At 70.6% G+C, this 16,031-nt stretch carries 12 protein-coding genes; 8 read left to right on the top strand and 4 right to left on the bottom strand.

Annotated elements, in window-relative coordinates; genetic code table 11:
- Positions 1 to 140: 140 nt before the first annotated feature.
- Together AB0F40_RS22370 and AB0F40_RS22375 are read right to left on the bottom strand one after the other, a co-directional pair.
- Positions 141 to 1,277: a GNAT family N-acetyltransferase gene (locus AB0F40_RS22370; protein WP_357472837.1), complete on the bottom strand. Its 1,137-nt coding sequence runs from the start codon at positions 1,275 to 1,277 to the stop codon at positions 141 to 143.
- Between the two features lie 37 nt (positions 1,278 to 1,314).
- Entirely contained in the window at positions 1,315 to 2,370 is a 1,056-nt protein-coding gene (locus tag AB0F40_RS22375; protein WP_357472841.1) for a LacI family DNA-binding transcriptional regulator, read from the bottom strand.
- A 243-nt stretch (positions 2,371 to 2,613) separates the two neighbouring features.
- Here AB0F40_RS22375 and AB0F40_RS22380 point away from each other — a divergent pair, with 243 nt between their 5' ends.
- The 8 genes from AB0F40_RS22380 to AB0F40_RS22415 all read left to right on the top strand — a co-directional run bounded on the left by AB0F40_RS22380 (position 2,614) and on the right by AB0F40_RS22415 (position 14,904).
- Positions 2,614 to 3,921, top strand: coding sequence for an extracellular solute-binding protein (locus AB0F40_RS22380; protein WP_357472844.1), 1,308 nt, complete (start codon positions 2,614 to 2,616; stop codon positions 3,919 to 3,921).
- Between the two features lie 4 nt (positions 3,922 to 3,925).
- Entirely contained in the window at positions 3,926 to 4,948 is a 1,023-nt protein-coding gene (locus tag AB0F40_RS22385) for a sugar ABC transporter permease (protein WP_357472846.1), read from the top strand.
- Positions 4,949 to 4,971: 23 nt separating this feature from the next.
- Positions 4,972 to 5,832: a carbohydrate ABC transporter permease gene (locus tag AB0F40_RS22390; protein ID WP_357472906.1), complete on the top strand. Its 861-nt coding sequence runs from the start codon at positions 4,972 to 4,974 to the stop codon at positions 5,830 to 5,832.
- An 87-nt stretch (positions 5,833 to 5,919) separates the two neighbouring features.
- Positions 5,920 to 8,349 carry a glycoside hydrolase family 3 N-terminal domain-containing protein gene (locus tag AB0F40_RS22395; protein WP_357472849.1) on the top strand — a complete coding sequence of 810 codons (2,430 nt, stop codon included), beginning with the start codon at positions 5,920 to 5,922 and terminating at the stop codon, positions 8,347 to 8,349.
- Positions 8,350 to 8,446: 97 nt separating this feature from the next.
- On the top strand, positions 8,447 to 8,803 hold the full coding sequence (locus AB0F40_RS22400; RefSeq protein ID WP_357472852.1) for an RNA-binding S4 domain-containing protein: 357 nt from the start codon (positions 8,447 to 8,449) through the stop codon (positions 8,801 to 8,803).
- A gap of 221 nt (positions 8,804 to 9,024) precedes the next feature.
- Positions 9,025 to 12,069, top strand: a complete 3,045-nt coding sequence (locus AB0F40_RS22405) for a S8 family serine peptidase (protein ID WP_357472854.1) — start codon at positions 9,025 to 9,027, stop codon at positions 12,067 to 12,069.
- A 134-nt stretch (positions 12,070 to 12,203) separates the two neighbouring features.
- The gene (locus AB0F40_RS22410; RefSeq protein ID WP_357472857.1) at positions 12,204 to 13,670 is read left to right on the top strand and encodes a hypothetical protein; all 1,467 of its coding nucleotides are present in this window, start codon (positions 12,204 to 12,206) and stop codon (positions 13,668 to 13,670) included.
- Between the two features lie 85 nt (positions 13,671 to 13,755).
- Positions 13,756 to 14,904, top strand: coding sequence for a dipeptidase (locus AB0F40_RS22415; RefSeq protein WP_357472860.1), 1,149 nt, complete (start codon positions 13,756 to 13,758; stop codon positions 14,902 to 14,904).
- 1 nt (position 14,905) lies between these two features.
- Here AB0F40_RS22415 and AB0F40_RS22420 read toward each other — a convergent pair whose 3' ends face one another.
- Both AB0F40_RS22420 and AB0F40_RS22425 read right to left on the bottom strand, forming a co-directional pair.
- Complete coding sequence (locus AB0F40_RS22420) at positions 14,906 to 15,178, bottom strand: hypothetical protein (RefSeq protein WP_026366117.1); 273 nt, start codon at positions 15,176 to 15,178, stop codon at positions 14,906 to 14,908.
- 242 nt (positions 15,179 to 15,420) lie between these two features.
- Positions 15,421 to 15,963 carry a GNAT family N-acetyltransferase gene (locus AB0F40_RS22425; RefSeq protein WP_357472863.1) on the bottom strand — a complete coding sequence of 181 codons (543 nt, stop codon included), beginning with the start codon at positions 15,961 to 15,963 and terminating at the stop codon, positions 15,421 to 15,423.
- Between the last annotated feature and the right edge of the window lie 68 nt (positions 15,964 to 16,031).

The raw sequence follows: 16,031 nt of genomic DNA on the forward strand, positions 1-16,031 counted from the left end.
GCGTTTGTTTTTTTGTTTGCCTTCATTTCTTTATATTTTTTGTCGCCTCTGTTAAATCTTCCCCTCTACCACGCTTGGACCGATCTCAGGTCAAGCGACCGAAGCAAGCAACGCGTGGCGCGGTGGGGCGGACCAACTGGTCAGAGGCGCTTCTGCAGGGCTGCCTCCGCGCCCGACGGGCGGAAGCCCAGGGCAACGTTGATGCCAAGCATGTGCGTGTTCTCCTCGGCGTTGAACGTGTGCACGCGCTCCGTCTGCGGGTACCGGGCGGCCAGCTCGCGCAGGTTCACCGCCTTGACGAGCATCCCGAGCCGGTGCCCGCGGTGGGACTTCAGCGCGATCGTCTCCTCCTGGAACACGAACGCCGGCCTGCCGTCCTGCAGCAAGAACGAGGTGCCGCCCGCGATCTCGCCGGAGGGGACGTGCTCCACCAGCGTGGTCAGCAGGCGCTGGCCGCTGGCGGCGCGCTCCTCGAGGTAGACGCCCACCCGCTCGGCGTCCCACGTCTCCTCGCCGAAGTCGAGCCCGCCCTGCGGCACGTCCGTCGTCATCCGGGTCATGAGGTGGGCGTATCCCTCGTGCCACTCCTCGGGGATGCCTTCCCACGTGTGCGTCCGGTAGTCGTCACCGGCCTTCGCGCGCGCCTCCGTCTCGAAGGCCGCCAGCCGGTCGGGCTCCACCGGCAGGTCGAGCCGCGACCTCCGCTCCATCTGCTCGACGGCGTACCCACGGTCGAGCGCGAACCGGACCCCTGCCGTGTCGGCTGGAAGGCGGCCGACGCCGGTGGCGGGCACCAGCGCGTCCTCGTCGGCGGCGGCCTCGCGCGGCGCCGACGACCAGCCGAAGAACGTGGTCCGCCCGGCGTCGGCCGCGGCCTCCTCGGCCAGCGCAGCGAGGGCGGTGCCGATGCCCCGACGCCGGTGGTCCGGGTGCACCCCCACGTGGACGTCCGCGGTGTGCGTGTTTTCCTTGCGGGTCATCGCGAGGAACCCGAAGCCGACGACGTCGTCGGCGGTCGGCGCACCGCCGTCGGGCCGGTCCAGGACCGCGACGAACCGCTGCTTGTGCGAGTACTCCTGGTGCAGCATCCCGCTGACGAGCTGGTGCGCGGGGCGGGCGAGGTCGTCGTACCCAAGGTTCGCGATCTCGGTGGCCCGCTCGACGGCGGAGATGCCGTGGTACGCCCAGGCGTCGGGGTGGTCGACCGACGGGACGGGCGCCACCTCGAGGACGCGCCACGACGTCTGCTCCGGTGCGTGGCCGGTGGGGGAGCTCATCCCACCAGGGTGCCCGGCCTGCCGTCGGGCGGCGAGGTTATTTCGGCGGGGGAGCCGTGCTCGCGCGCTCGACGAGCCGGGTGGGCAGGCGGGTGTGCTTGCTGGCGGTGGTGCCCGACTCGAGCATCGCGATGACCATGCGGAGCGCCGCGGCGCCCATCTCGTGCAGGGACTGGGCGATGGTCGTCAGGGGCGGGGTCGACCCGGCGGCCTCGGGGACGTCGTCGAACCCGATGACCGACAGGTCCTCCGGGACGCGCAGCCCCAGCTCCTGGGCCACCTGGATGACGTGGATGGCCGACAGGTCGTTCGCGGCGAAGACGGCGGTCGGCCGGTCGGCCCGTTCGAGCAGGTCGTGCGTGGGGCGGTCGGACCGGTCCGGGCGGTACCCGCCCTCGAGCACCAGGCTCGGGTCCGGCGTGAGGCCGGCGGCTGTCATCGCCTCGACGAAACCCAGCTCGCGCAGGCGGGCCGACTCCAGGTCGGAGCGTCCGCCCAGGTAGCCGATGCGGGTGTGGCCGAGGGCGATGAGATGCTCGGTGGCGGTGCGCGCGCCGGCCAGGTTGTCGGAGTCCACGGTGGCCGGCCCGGTGGGACCGGTGTGCGGGTCGATGGCGACGATGGGGACGCCCTCGTGCACCGGGAGGGCGAGCGTTGGCGTGACGATCACCACGCCGTCGATCAGGGTGCCGGCGAGGCGCGACAGCGAGCGGCGCTCCCAGCCCACGTGGTCAGTCCGGCCGGCGTCGCCGCAGTAGGCGAGCAGCTCGTAGCCGGTGCCGTCGATGGCGGCGGAGATGCCCTTGAGGAGCTCCGTGCTGAACGGCTCGAACTCGGCGACGAGCACGCCGATCACGTTCGTCTGCCGTCGGCGCAGGCTGCGTGCGACGAGGGACGACTCGTAGCCGAGGTCGGCGACGACTCCGAGCACCCGCTCCGCGGTGGCCGCCGCCACGCCGTACCGCCCGTTGACGACCTTCGACACGGTGGCGACGGAGACGCCGGCGACACGGGCGACGTCGGTGATGGTGGCGCGGCCGGTCGCACGTTCCTGGGTGGCGAAGGATTCCGGGGGCTCCGGACTGCTCGTCACGCTGTCACCCGGTCCGGCGGTGGACCCGGGTGAGCCTGTCCCACTGTGCACGGAAGTGAGAGTACCCCGGGCAACCACGTGTGTCTGGTGGGCCCTACTGTTTCGAAATCGATATCGAAACCGATTGACGAAACCTGCGACCGGCTGCCAGAGTCCTGACTGACGGACCTGTCGTCCGTCAACCGGCAGCCTCCTGCCGACCGTCGATGACGACTTACAAGGGGTTCCACAATGATGAGGAATATGCGCGGAGCGGCACTGGTCGCGCTCGGCAGCACCGTCGCTCTGCTCGTGTCCGGCTGTGTCGGGTCCGGCTCCGGCCCGGACGGCGGCGACTCCAACGAGAACGCCGAGGCGCAGGAGTTCACCTGGTGGCACAACTCGAACGGTGGTGACGGCGAGGAGTACTACGCCCAGGTTGCCGCCGACTTCGAGGCCGAGACCGGTGCCACGGTGAACATCGAGGCCATGGAGCACCAGGACATGCTGACCAAGCTCCAGGCGGCGTTCCAGTCCGGCGACGACGAGCAGATCCCGGACGTCTACATGAGCCGCGGCGGCGGCGAGCTCGCCGCCGAGGTCGAGGCCGGCCTCGTGCGTGACCTCACCGAGGACTCCGCCGACACGATCAGCACGATCTCGAACTTCACCGACCAGTACACGGTGGACGACAAGGTCTACGCGCTGCCCTACTCCATCGGCCTCGTCGGCTTCTGGTACAACAAGGAGATCTTCGAGGACGCCGGCATCACCGAGGTGTCGCCGAGCCCGACCATCGAGGAGTTCAACGGCTACGTCGAGAAGCTGAAGGACTCCGGGGCCACCCCGCTGTCCGTCGGCGCCGGCGACAAGTGGCCGGCCGCGCACTACTGGTACTACGGCGTGGTCCGGGAGTGCCCGTACGAGACGGTCGAGGCCGCGATCGACAGCGCCGACTACTCCGACCCGTGCTTCATCAAGGCGGGCGAGCACGTCGAGGACATCCTCGCGCAGGAGCCCTTCAACAGGGGCTTCCTCACCACCCCGGCGCAGACCGGTCCGACGTCGGCCTCCGGCCTGCTCGCGACCGGCAAGGTCGGGATGGAGCTCGCCGGCCACTGGGAGCCCACGACCACCAGCGACCTCACCGCGGACGGCAAGGTGCCCGACTTCCTCGGCTGGTTCGCGTTCCCGACGTTCGAGGGCCAGGGCGGCGACCCCGTCGACCAGATGGGCGGCGGCGACGCCTGGTCGGTCTCGTCCGCGGCGCCCGACGTGGCGGTCGAGTTCGCCAACTACCTCCTCACGGACGAGGTCCAGCAGGGCTTCGCCGAGCGCGACATGGGCCTGCCGACCAATCCAGAGGCGACCGGTTCGCTCTCGAACGAGACCCTCGCGCAGCTGATCCCGGTGCGGGACGGCGGTGGCGTGACCCAGCTCTACCTGGACACCCGACTCGGCCAGTCCGTCGGCGGCGCCATGAACGACGAGATCGCCCTCATGTTCGCCGGCGAGGCGGGCCCGCAGGACGTCGTCGACGCCATCCAGGCCGCGGCCGAAGCGGAGCAGTGAGCCGGTGACCTCGACAGCAGCCAGGGTCGGGCGCGACAAGGTCAGCCGTGACGGGGGGAGCCCTGCCGGGGCGGCCCGGGACAGGGCGAACCGGGACAGGCTTCGCTCGGCGTGGCGCAAGCGCCTCGAGATCGCGTTCTTCGTCACGCCCGCCCTGGCGCTGTTCGCACTCTTTGTGATCTGGCCGATCATCACGGCGGTCCAGCTCTCGGTGTTCCGCTGGAAGGGATTCGGCCCGCTGACCGACTTCGTCGGCCTGCGGAACTACCTGACGGTGCTGAACGACGACGTCTTCGTCGACGCGGTGATCCACAACCTGATCATCGTCGGCGGCTCGATCGTGGTGCAGCTCCCGCTGGGCCTGGCCATCGCGTTGCTGCTCAACCGCAAGATGTGGGGTCAGGGCCTCCTGCGCACGATCATCTTCGTGCCGTACGTGCTGGCCGAGGTCATCGCGGGCGTGGTCTGGTTCCAGCTGTTGCAGCCGCAGTACGGCGTCATCGACAACCTGCTCGGTTCCGTCGGGCTGGAAGCCCCGGAGCAGGGCTGGCTCGGTGACCCGGACCTCGCGCTGGGCACCGTGCTCGTGGTGCTCACCTGGAAGTACCTCGGCCTGGCCGTGATCCTGTTCCTCGCCGGCCTGCAGAGCGTGCCGGAGGAGCTCTACGAGGCGGCGCAGCTCGACGGTGCCACCTGGTGGCAGGTGCAGCGCAGGATCACCGTCCCGCTGCTCGGCCCGACCATGCGGACCTGGGCGTTCCTTTCGATGATCGGCTCGCTCCAGCTCTTCGACATGGTGTGGATCCTGACCGGCGGTGGCCCGGCCAACTCCACGACCACGATGGCGACCTACCTCATCAACGAGGGCACCCAGAGCCAGAACTTCGGTATCGCGGGGGCCGCCTCCGTGATCCTGTTCGTCATCGCGCTCGTCATGGCCGTCCTCTACCAGCAGCTGGTCCTGAGCCGGGACACGCGGCCCGACGTGGTGACGCGGAAGAAGAAGACGAGAAAGGTGATCCGGTGAGCGCTTCGAACAGGCACGTCCTGATGCGCGCCCCCAGTACCCATGGCCGGACCGGGAAGGGCCGTTCCTTCGGGGGCGGCAGCCCGCTCGTCTACGCGATCTCCCTCGTGGTCGTCGCGCTCACCCTGGGGCCGGTGCTCTACGGCGTGCTGGGCGGGTTCCGCACCAACGCCCAGATCGCCGATAACCCGGCCGGCCTGCCGGGACCCTGGGTGCTCGACAACTACGTCAGTGTCCTGACCGGTGCCAGCTTCTGGCAGTACGCGCTCAACTCGACGATCGTCGCAGTGCTGACCACGGCGATCACCGTGGTGTTCGGCGTGATGGCCGCCTACCCGCTGGCCCGGTACGAGTTCAAGGGCCGCGAGGGGCTGTTCATGGTCTTCGTGGTGGGCCTGCTGTTTCCTGCGACCGTGGCCATCGTCCCGCTGTTCATCCTCATCACGCAGAACCTGCAGCTGGGGAACACGTGGATCGGCGTCGCGCTGCCGCAGGCCGCGTTCGCCCTGCCCGTGACCGTCGTGATCCTCCGGCCGTTCCTGGCCGCGCTCCCGAAGGAGCTCGAGGAGGCGGCACAGCTCGACGGGACGTCCCGGATCGGCTTCTTCTGGCGCATCCTGCTGCCGCTGTCCGGCCCAGGGATGGTGACGGTCGGCGTGCTCGCCTTCGTCGGGTCGTGGAACGCGTACCTGCTGCCGCTGCTCCTGCTGCAGTCGGACATGCGGACGCTGCCGCTCGGCGTCGCCGACTACTCGTCGGAGTACGCGTCGGACACGGCGGGCGTGTTCGCCTTCACGACGCTCGCCATGATCCCCGCCCTGGTGTTCTTCCTCGCCATGCAGAAGCGCATCGTCGGCGGGCTCACCGGGGCCGTCAAGGGCTGAGCAGAGCGCGGCCGTCGCGCAGGGGGTCCCGCTCCGGGCGGACCACGTATCCAGCAGGGCTGACAAGCAGGTTGAGAAAGGATTTCAATGACGGAGCTGCCGGTGGCAACCCGGGCGATGCCCGAGGTGTCGGAGCGCGTGCGCGCGCTGCACGCACAGATGACTCTCGAAGAGAAGCTGGCACAGCTGGTCGGGTACTGGCTGGACCAGGGCGGCAACGTCGTGGCACCGATGCAGGGCGAGATGGCCGGCGGCCAGGGCTCCAGCTCGCTCCAGGAGACCACGAAGCACGGCCTGGGGCACTACACCCGCGTGTACGGCACGCGGCCGGTCGACCCGGTCGAGCGGGCCGCGTGGCTCTGGGGCGAGCAGCGGCGGCTGAAGCGCGAGACGCGCCTCGGGATCCCAGCCCTGGTCCACGAGGAGTGCCTCACGGGCCTCGCGGCCTGGCAGGCGGCGACCTTCCCGACGCCGCTCGCGTGGGGGGCGTCGTTCGACCCGGACCTCGTGGCCGACATGGGCCGCGTCATCGGCGAGTCGATGCGCGAGCTCGGGGTCCACCAGGGTCTGGCGCCCGTGCTCGACGTCGTCCGTGACCCCCGCTGGGGGCGCGTCGACGAGTGCATCGGCGAGGACCCGTACCTCGTCGGCACGGTCGGCACCGCCTACGTCCGTGGGATCCAGGGCGCCGGCGTCCACGCGACGCTCAAGCACTTCGTCGCCTACTCCGGGTCCAAGGCGGGTCGCAACCACGCCCCGGTGAGCGCGGGCCCGCGCGAGATCGCCGACGTCTACCTCCCGCCGTTCGAGATGGCGGTGCTCGACGGCGGGGTGCGTAGCGTCATGGCGTCGTACAACGATGTCGACGGCGTACCCATGCACTCGTCGGGCGAGTACCTCACGGACCTGCTCCGCGAGAAGTGGGGGTTCGACGGCGTGGTGGTCGCCGACTACTTCGGCGTCGCGTTCCTGAACGTCATGCATGCCATCGCGGCCGACCGGGGTGCGGCTGCCGCTGCGGCGCTCGAAGCGGGCGTCGACATCGAGCTGCCGTCGGGCGACGCCTATCTCGAGCCGCTCGCCGCGCTCGTCATCGACGGGACCGTGCCGGTCGAGATCGTGGACCGGTCGGTGCTGCGCGCGCTCAAGCAGAAGGAGGAGCTCGGTCTGCTCGAGCCGGACGCGTTCGAGGACGCGCCGCCCGCCGTCGTCGACCTGGACTCGCCCGCGCACCGCGACATCGCCCGGCGTCTCGCCGAGGAGTCGGTGGTCCTGCTCTCGAACGACGGCGTGCTGCCGCTCGGCTCGTGGCACGACAAGCCGGCCCGTGTGGCGGTGATCGGGCCCAACGCTGCCCGACCCGAGGCGCTGATGGGCTGCTACTCGTTCCCGAACCATGTGCTCGCGCACTTCCCGGGCGTCCCGGCCGGGTTCGAGATCCCGTCCGTCGCCGACGCGCTGGCCACGGAGTTCGACCGGGCGGGCCTGCCGGCTCCCGAGCTCACGTTCGCGGAGGGCTGCGCCGTCGAGGGGGACGACACCTCCGGGTTCCCCGAGGCCGTCGCCGCCGCCGCGGCGGCCGACGTTGCGGTGGTCGTGGTGGGTGACCAGGCCGGGCTGTTCGGCCGGGGCACCGTGGGCGAGGGCAACGACAGCGAGTCGCTGGAGCTGCCAGGGGTCCAGCGGGAGCTCGTCGAGGCGGTGCTCGCCGCTGGCAAGCCGGTCGTCATGGTGCTGATCACCGGCCGTCCGTACGCGGTGGGCTGGGCGCTCGACCCCTCGGACGACGGGGCCGCGCGGCCCGGCGCCGTGCTCCAGTCCTTCTTCCCCGGCGAGGAGGGCGGCACCGCGCTCGCCGGCGTGATCTCCGGCCGGGTGAACCCCTCCGGGCGGCTTCCCGTGTCGCTCCCGCGCTCCACGGGTTCGCAGCCGTACTCCTACCTGCACCCGATCCTGGGCGGCACGTCGGAGGTGACGGCTACCGACTCGGCACCGCTGCGTACCTTCGGGTTCGGGCTGTCGTACACGACGTTCGCGCACGAGCTGGTCTCCGTCGACCCGTCCGTCGAGGCGGGCGGCAGGTTCGACGTCGTCGTGACGGTGACGAACACCGGTGCGGTGGCCGGCTCCGACGTCGTGCAGCTGTACGGCCACGACGTGGTGGGGTCCGTCGCGCGGCCCACGGCGCAGCTGCTCGGCTACCACCGGGTCACGCTGGCGCCGGGGGAGTCGACGACCGTCACGTTCGACGTGCCGACCGCTCGGTTCGCGTTCACCGACCGCAGGATGGTGCGTGTGGTCGAGCCCGGTGACGTCGAGGTGTGGGTCGGCGCGCACGCGGCCGACAGCGTTGTCAGAGTGGTGGCGGAGGGTATCGCCGACCTGAACGAGCCGAACGACGCGCCGGACGGCACCGCCCACGTCGCCGCGCAGGCGGCCCGCCGGACGGTAGTGATCACGGGCGACGTGCACGAGATAACGACGGCGGACGCCAGGTGGGTCAGAGCCACAACCTGACCCAGGCTCGTTGAGTGCTGGGTATTTGCGCGTCTCGCGGCCGCTACGGCGCAAATACCCAGCACTCAACGGGTTGGGGCGGTGAGAGGATGGGCCGATGCGCATCGATGTCTGGCTATGGGCGGTGCGGCTGACCAAGAGCCGGTCGGTCGCGGCCGACCTGTGCCGCAGCGGGCGCGTCCGCATCAACGGCAAGGTCGCGAAGGCGTCGGCGTCCGTCGCCGTCGGTGATCGCGTGACGTGGCGCGACCCACTGCGGGACCGGGACGTCGAGGTGGTGGAGCTGCTGCTCAAGCGAGTGGGCGCCCCGATAGCGGCCAAGGCGTACCTGGACCACAGCCCGGCCCTGCCGACGCGCGTCGAGCGGGAGGCCGTTGGGCTGCGCGACCGCGGGACGGGGCGCCCGACCAAGCGGGAGCGGCGCGATATCGACAGGTTGCGCGGCCGGATCTGACGTAGCGGTTCGAGTGCCTTCGCGGGCGCCATGAGATCTGAGAATCACCCGGGTGAGTTCTTGGAGTTTCTGGGCTTTTGTCTGTTTGGGAGCGGTACTTTCGCGCCACATCCCTGCCCAGTGCAGGTCCAGTGCGCCCCGACATCCTGGGAGCGCCCCAGCCTGGAGAACCAATGCATCCTCGCACCCGACGTCGCACCAGAACTCTGGCCTCGGCCACCGTGCTAGCACTTCTGGCAGTACCGGGCACGGCGTTCGCCGCTCCTGAACCGGCTCCTGTTCCCATCCCGGTTCCCAACGCTCTGGACGGCAGCGGTGTCGAGCCGGCGCAGCACGCCGCCGAGCCAGCGGACAAGATCACCCCCGCCGCCAAGCGGGCCTTCGCCGCCCCCGGCGACACGAGCTTCTGGCTGCGCTTCGCAGACTCGCCGGACCTGGACGCGGCGGGCGCGATCACCAGCTGGTCGGAGCGCGGCAAGTACGTGTACGACACGCTCGTCGCGGCGGCCGAGGCCTCCCAGGAGCAGGCGATCGCGGAGCTGGAGGCATCAGGTACCGAGTACACGTCGTACTGGGCCACCAACGCCATCCTCGTGGAGGACGGCTCGCTCGGCCTGGCCACCGACCTCGCGGCCGACGCCGACGTCCTGGAGATCCGCCCGACCGCGCACTACGAGGCGCCGGAGCCGGTCGAGGTGGCCGCGCAGCCGGAGACGAGTGTCGCGCCCTCCGCCGCGGAGAGCCCGGTCTGGGGACTCACCGCGATCAATGCGGACGACCTGTGGAGCAGAGGCATCACCGGCGAGGGCATCGTGGTGGCGAACATCGACACCGGAGTCGACGGCAGCCACACCGCTCTGTCCGGGCAGTACCGCGGCGCGGGTGCGGCCGATCCTGACGCCTACAACTTCTTCTCGGTCGACGGGCGACCTGACCCCCACGACGCGGACGGCCACGGCACGCACACCATGGGCACCATGGTCGGCGGCAGCGTCCGGGTCGGTGTCGTCGACCGGCCCGTCGGCGTCGCGCCCGGTGCCGAGTGGATCGCTGCAGCGGGTGGCGCCGACGGATGGGCGGACGAGGACCTGATCGCTTCCGGTGAGTGGATCCTGGCCCCCTACGACCAGGACTCGGCCGACCCGGTTCCGGACACGACGAAGCGGCCCCACGTGGTGAACAACTCGTGGGGTGCGGACTTCTCGACGGACCCGTTCATGGAGGACATCGTCACGGCCTGGGAGGCCGCCGGTATCTTCGCCACGTTCGCCAACGGGAACGCGGGTGGGTTCGGGTGCGAGGCGGCCGGCTCCCCGGCTTCCCGGACCGTCAACTATGCGGTCGGCGCGTTCGCCGAGGGCGGGGTGATCGCCGACTTCTCCTCGCGCGGCCCGGGGCAGAGCGGCACGGTCAAGCCGGACATCGCCGCACCGGGCGCCGGCATCCTGTCAGCTCTGCCAGGCGAAGGGTCGGACTACCTGAGCGGCACGTCGATGGCCGCCCCGCACGTCGCCGGCGCCGTCGCACTGCTGTGGAGCGCCGACCCGGAGCTGGTCGGCAACGTCCAGGCGACCCGCGCCATCCTGGACGGAACGGCGCGAGATGTGAACGACACGTCGTGCGGCGGTGCCGCCGACGACAACAACGTGTGGGGCGAGGGCAAGCTCGACGTCCTTGCGGCTTACGAGCTCGCGCAGGAGTCGACGTTCGACGCGACGACCACGCCGACCATCTCCGGCGAACATCAGGTAGGCAAGCCCCTGACCGCTTCGGTCGCCCCCTGGAGCCCCGCCGCGGCATTCACCTACCAGTGGCGCAGGGACGGCGACATGATCGCGGGTGCGAGGAAGTCGACCTACACCCCGGACGGCGCCGATCTCGGTGCTGAGCTGTCGGTCACCGTGGTCGGCTCTGCCGGCGGCCACACGCCCACCTCCACGACCAGCGTCAAGACGCCCGAGATCACGGTCGGCACCTTGGCGGCGTCGACCCCAAGGATCGACGGCACCGTCCGTGTGGGCTCCACGCTCCGGGCGCTCGCGGGCTCGTGGACGTCGGGTACCCGGTTCACCTACCGGTGGTACGCCGACGGGACCGTTATCCGAGGCGCCACCGGGTTCACCTTCACGCCCACCGCCACGCAGCGCGGCAAGACGCTCACGGTCCGGATCTTCGGTTCCCGCGCCGGGTACAACGCGGCGAGCCGGATCAGTGGGGCCACGTCCGCCGTAGCCGCGGGGGTGATCTCCCAGGCGCGGCCGGTGATCATCGGCCGTGCGACGCCTGGCGCCACGCTGACCGTCTCCCGGCCGCCGTCGGTCTCCTCGCCCGACTCCGTCTCCTACCGGTGGAGGCTCGACGGGCAGTACATCCGGGGCGCGACGAAGCGCACGCTGACCATGAGGTCCGCGTGGAGGGGCCACCTCATCACGGTCGGCGCGACCGTGCAGAAGTCCGGGTACACGACCAAGTCCGTCACGTCCGCGAGTGCGAGGGTCGGGGGCGCGTACTCGAAGTCCCCGAACCCCGTGATCTCCGGCACCAAGCGCGTGGGTTCCACCCTCACGGCCACGCGCGGTACCTGGTCGCCCACGCCGTCGTCGTTCTCGTTCCAGTGGTACGCGGACGGCCGGCCGATCTCGGGGGCCACCACGTCGAGGTACCGGCCGACGGGAAGCGACTACAAGAAGGAGATCACCGTTACGGTGCGCACCTACCGGGCGGGCTGGGGCACCACGCTGCGGCGCAGTGCGGCGACCAGCGAGGTGCTCGCGTCGGCCGTGCGGTGGAGGGGTGATGACGAGCAGGCTTGGTTGGTGGGGCCGGACAGCGTGCCTGCGACGACCTACATCGCGCAGGCGGGCTCGGCCGGGTGCGAATGGGGGCGCCAGTCCCCTACCGAGATGCTCGGCCACAGCGTCGGAGCGGGCCAGCGCCTGTTCACGGTGGTGGGCACCGATGACAGCGTCTGGGCGAGCGAGAGCTGCGGCATCTGGATCAAGTACTACCCCGGGATGGCCAGGCCGAGCGCTTCGACCGCCGCGAACGGCGTCTATGTCCTCGGCGACCACCTCGAGCGTGGTGTGTACTCCACCACCGGTCCGGTCGACGCGGACACGTCGTGCACGTACACCTTCTACAAGGGCTTCTACGGCCAGGACGGGGTGATCAGCCGCGGCACCGTGGCGGAGGCCACGACCGTCACGATGCCGTCCTCCGCCAAGGGCTTCGAGACCAGCGGCTGCAGCTGGAAGCGCATCGGCTGAGCCGTCGCCCGGGTGAACTCTTCGGACTTTCGGGGATCTTGACCGGCTGAGAGGGCTACGTTCTTGACAAGAGTCCTGCCGAGCGCAGGTCCAGCGCGCCTGGCACCCCGGGCGCCCCAGCCCCGGGAGTAGCCATGCACCCACTCACACGGCGTCTCTCCAGAGCCCTGGCCTCGGCCGCCGCTCTGACGCTCCTCGTGACGCCCGCGGCCGCCGTCGCCGCGCCCGACCCCGACGGGAACGCCGACGGCCGCACCCCGACCACCGTGACCAGCGCGGAGACGTCCGCCGACGTCCCACTGGAGTCGTCGACCCCGAGGATCGTCGGCGGCGCCCAGGTGGGCAAGACGTCCAAGGCGCACGCGGGTACGTGGACCTCCGGCACCACCTTCACCTATCAGTGGTTCGCGGACGGCGTGCCGATCAGCGGCGCGACCGAGTTCGCCTTCACCCCGACCGCGGCGCACCACGCCAAGAGGCTCACCGTCCGGCTCGATGGCTCCCGGGAGGGCTACCTTCCGGTGAGCCGGACCAGCGGGCGCACAAGCTTTGTCTCCCGGGGGGACATCTCCCAGCCGCGGCCGGTGATCCTCGGCCGTGCGACGCCCGGTGCCACGCTGACCGTCTCCCGGCCGCCGTCCTTCCCCACGCCTGACTCCGTCTCCTACCGGTGGAGGCTCGACGGGCAGTACATCCGGGGCGCGACGAAGCGCACGCTGACCATGAGACCCGAGTGGAGGGGTCACATCATCACGGTCGGCGTGACCCTGAAGGAGCCCGGGTACAGGGACAGGTCGGTCACGTCCGCGGGTGCGAGGGTCGGGGGCGCGTACTCGAAGTCTCCGAACCCGGTGATCTCGGGCACCAAGCGCGTGGGTTCCACCCTCACGGCCACGCGCGGCACCTGGTCGCCCACGCCGTCGTCGTTCTCCTTCCAGTGGTACGCGGACGGCCGGCCGATCTCCGGGGCCACGAAGTCGAGGTACCGGCCGACGGGAAGCGACTACAAGAAGGAGATCACCGTTACGGTGCGCACCTACCGGGCGGGCTGGGGCACCACGCTGCGGCGCAGCGCGCCGACCAGCGAGGTGCTCGCGTCGGCCGCGCGGTGGAAGGACGACGGGAAGGACGAGTCGTTCTACGTGGGGGCGGAGGAGCGTGGCGTGATCGCGACGACCTACATCGCGCAGGCGGGCTCCGGCGAGTGCGTCTGGGGGCGCCAGGGTTCTGCCGGGACGGAGCTCGCCCGGGACGTCGGTTCTGGCCAGCGCATGTTCACGATTCTGCCCACCGACCACGCCGTCTGGACGAACGAGGCCTGCGGCATCTGGATCAAGTACTACCCAGGGATGGTCAAGAGGAGCGACTCGACTGCCGCGGACGGCACCTACGTCCTCGGCGACCATCTCAACCGCGGCGCGTACTCCACCACCGGTCCGGTCGACGCGGACACACCGTGCAGGTACACCTTCTACGAGGGCTTCTACGGCGAGTCCGCGGTGATCAGCAGCGAAGAGGTGACTGAGCCCACGACCATCACGTTGCCCGACACCGCGTACGGTTTCGCGACCGCCGGCTGCGCGTGGCAGCGGATCGGCTGAGCTGTCGCCGGAGCGCCGGGCGTGCGGGGGAGACCCTGCGCGCCCGGCGCGCCGTCGTCTCCAGGGCGCGCGGTAGCGTCGCTCCATGACAACGGCCGAGACCACCGCCGACCGCATCGCGGCACTCCTCGAGAAGCACCCCGTCTGGGACGGGCACAACGACCTCCCGTGGGAGCTGCGCGAACAGTCGGCCTACGACCTCTCCGCCGTAGACATCGCGCAGCGGCTCACCACCACCCACACCGACCTGCCGCGGCTGCGCGAGGGTGGTGTCGGTGCCCAGTTCTGGTCCGTCTACGTACCCTCACGGCTCCAGGGCGGGGCGGCGGTCACAGCGACGCTCGAACAGATCGACTGCGTGCACCGCATGGCCGAGCGGTACCCGGACACGCTCCGGCTCGCCCTCACCGCCGCCGACGTCGAACAGGCGTGGGCGGACGGGCGGATCGCCTCCCTCATGGGTGCCGAGGGCGGCCACTCCATCGACGAGTCCTTGGCCGTGCTGCGCATGCTCTACGCGCTCGGCGTGCGCTACATGACTCTCACGCACAACGACAACGTGCCGTGGGCCGACTCGGCCACCGACGACGAGGTGCTGGGCGGGCTCTCCCCGTTCGGCGAGGACGTCGTGCGCGAGATGAACCGCCTCGGCATGCTCGTGGACCTCTCGCACACCTCCGCCGGCACCATGCGCCACGCCCTGCGCGTCACCTCGGCCCCGGTCGTCTTCAGCCACTCCAGCGCCCGCGCCGTCTGCGACGTCCCCCGCAACGTGCCCGACGACGTCCTGGGCGCCCTCGCGACCAACGGCGGCGTCTGCATGGTGACGTTCGTGCCGCAGTTCGTCTCGCCCGCGGTCGCCGAGTGGCGTGCGACCGGCGCGGAGGCAGCAGCGGCCCAGGGCATCAAGAACACCGACCTCGGGGCCTTCGAGCCCTTCATCGCCGAGTGGCGGGCCAGGCACCCCCAGCCCCGCACCACGCTGTCCGACGTCGTCGCGCACGTCGAGCACGTCCGCGAGGTCGCCGGCGTCGACCACGTGGGACTCGGCGGGGACTACGACGGGACCCCCACCCTGCCCGAAGGGCTGGAGGACGTGACGGGCTACCCCCGCCTGCTCGCGGCGCTCGCGGACAACGGCTGGTCCGATGCCGACCTTGGCAAGCTGACCAGCGGTAACGCGCTGCGCCTGCTGCGGGACGCCGAGTCGGTGGCGGAGCGGACCGCGCGCTGACTCAGCTGGGCAGCTGGACCACCTTGCGCTGGAAGCCCAGGGCCACCTTCTGCAGGGACTCGAGCGGTTCCTGCTCGTTGTGGTAGCTGATCTGCCGCAGCATCGAGCCGGACGAGGCGAGCAGCGCGACGATCACGTCGCGTGCGTCCTCGCGCGTCTCGAGGGCCTCCTGCAGCAGGTCCTGGACGTGAGGCGATCTGAGGCCGTCTTCCTCGGGATCGAGCAGAGCTGTCAGGAGCGCGATCGACAACGAGCTTCCGTGGATGCTTGCCATGGTGGTCTCCCCCCGTCGGGGCCCGGGGTTCCCGGGCATCAGGCACCCGCGGGCAGGCCCGCGGGGTACTCGTCCGACGCCCCACCCCCTGTGGCCTCGGTCGTGCACCCTTGTGTACCGCAGGTCAGAGCGTCGCGCCTGTTGACAGGGGCGAAACAGGGCCGACGGCGGCGTGTCGCGCCGCAGGGTGTCGGGGCGGCCTGGCCGGCCCCGGACGGCCGGGTGTCCTCAGCCGGGTGTCCTCAGCTGTGCAGGATCAGCTGGAACAGGATGTGGTCCTGCCACTGCCCGCCGATCTTCAGATAGCTGGGCGCGAAGCCGATCCGCTCGAAGCCGAGCCGGGTCAGCACGGCCTGCGACGCCTCGTTGTGCGGGAGCGTTGCCGCCTGGAGACGATGCAGGCCCAGCTCGTCCCGGGCGTGGACCACGAGCGCTTCGATGGCGCGGGTCATCAGGCCCCGGCCGGTGAACCGGGTGTCGAGCCAGTAGCCGACGTGCCCGTTCTGGAAGGCGCCGCGCACGATGTCGGTGAGGTTCAGCCGGCCCACGATCTCGCCGTCGGCCTCGAGCACCGTGTGCAGTGCGCGGCCCGTCGAGTTCTCCAGGACCTGCGCCCAGAGGCGTTCCTTGTGCCACTCCTCCGTGTAGAACTCCTCGGGCCGCGCGGGGTCCCACGGCGCGAGGTGCTCGCGGTTGCGGGCGTAGCCGTGGGCGAGTGCCACCGCGTCGTCCTTGGTCAGCTCGCGCAGCGTGACGTCGTCGGTCAGGGCGATCTCGAAGGGCATGGCGAACACCATAATCCCGGCGCCGGTCTGTTCTCCCGCGACGGGAACCATCCGGGGCCGGTGGAGGT

Origin of the sequence: Promicromonospora sp. NPDC023987, assembly GCF_040639055.1 — a bacterium.
Lineage (GTDB): Bacteria > Actinomycetota > Actinomycetes > Actinomycetales > Cellulomonadaceae > Promicromonospora.

Coding starts and splice junctions, on each gene's coding strand:
- AB0F40_RS22380 (WP_357472844.1), top strand. CDS start 2,614: ATGCGCGGAGCGGCACTGGTCGCGCTCGGCAGCACCGTCGCTCTGCTC.
- AB0F40_RS22420 (WP_026366117.1), bottom strand. CDS start 15,178: ATGGCAAGCATCCACGGAAGCTCGTTGTCGATCGCGCTCCTGACAGCT.
- AB0F40_RS22390 (WP_357472906.1), top strand. CDS start 4,972: ATGCGCGCCCCCAGTACCCATGGCCGGACCGGGAAGGGCCGTTCCTTC.
- AB0F40_RS22415 (WP_357472860.1), top strand. CDS start 13,756: ATGACAACGGCCGAGACCACCGCCGACCGCATCGCGGCACTCCTCGAG.
- AB0F40_RS22425 (WP_357472863.1), bottom strand. CDS start 15,963: ATGCCCTTCGAGATCGCCCTGACCGACGACGTCACGCTGCGCGAGCTG.
- AB0F40_RS22400 (WP_357472852.1), top strand. CDS start 8,447: ATGCGCATCGATGTCTGGCTATGGGCGGTGCGGCTGACCAAGAGCCGG.
- AB0F40_RS22370 (WP_357472837.1), bottom strand. CDS start 1,277: ATGAGCTCCCCCACCGGCCACGCACCGGAGCAGACGTCGTGGCGCGTC.
- AB0F40_RS22395 (WP_357472849.1), top strand. CDS start 5,920: ATGACGGAGCTGCCGGTGGCAACCCGGGCGATGCCCGAGGTGTCGGAG.
- AB0F40_RS22410 (WP_357472857.1), top strand. CDS start 12,204: ATGCACCCACTCACACGGCGTCTCTCCAGAGCCCTGGCCTCGGCCGCC.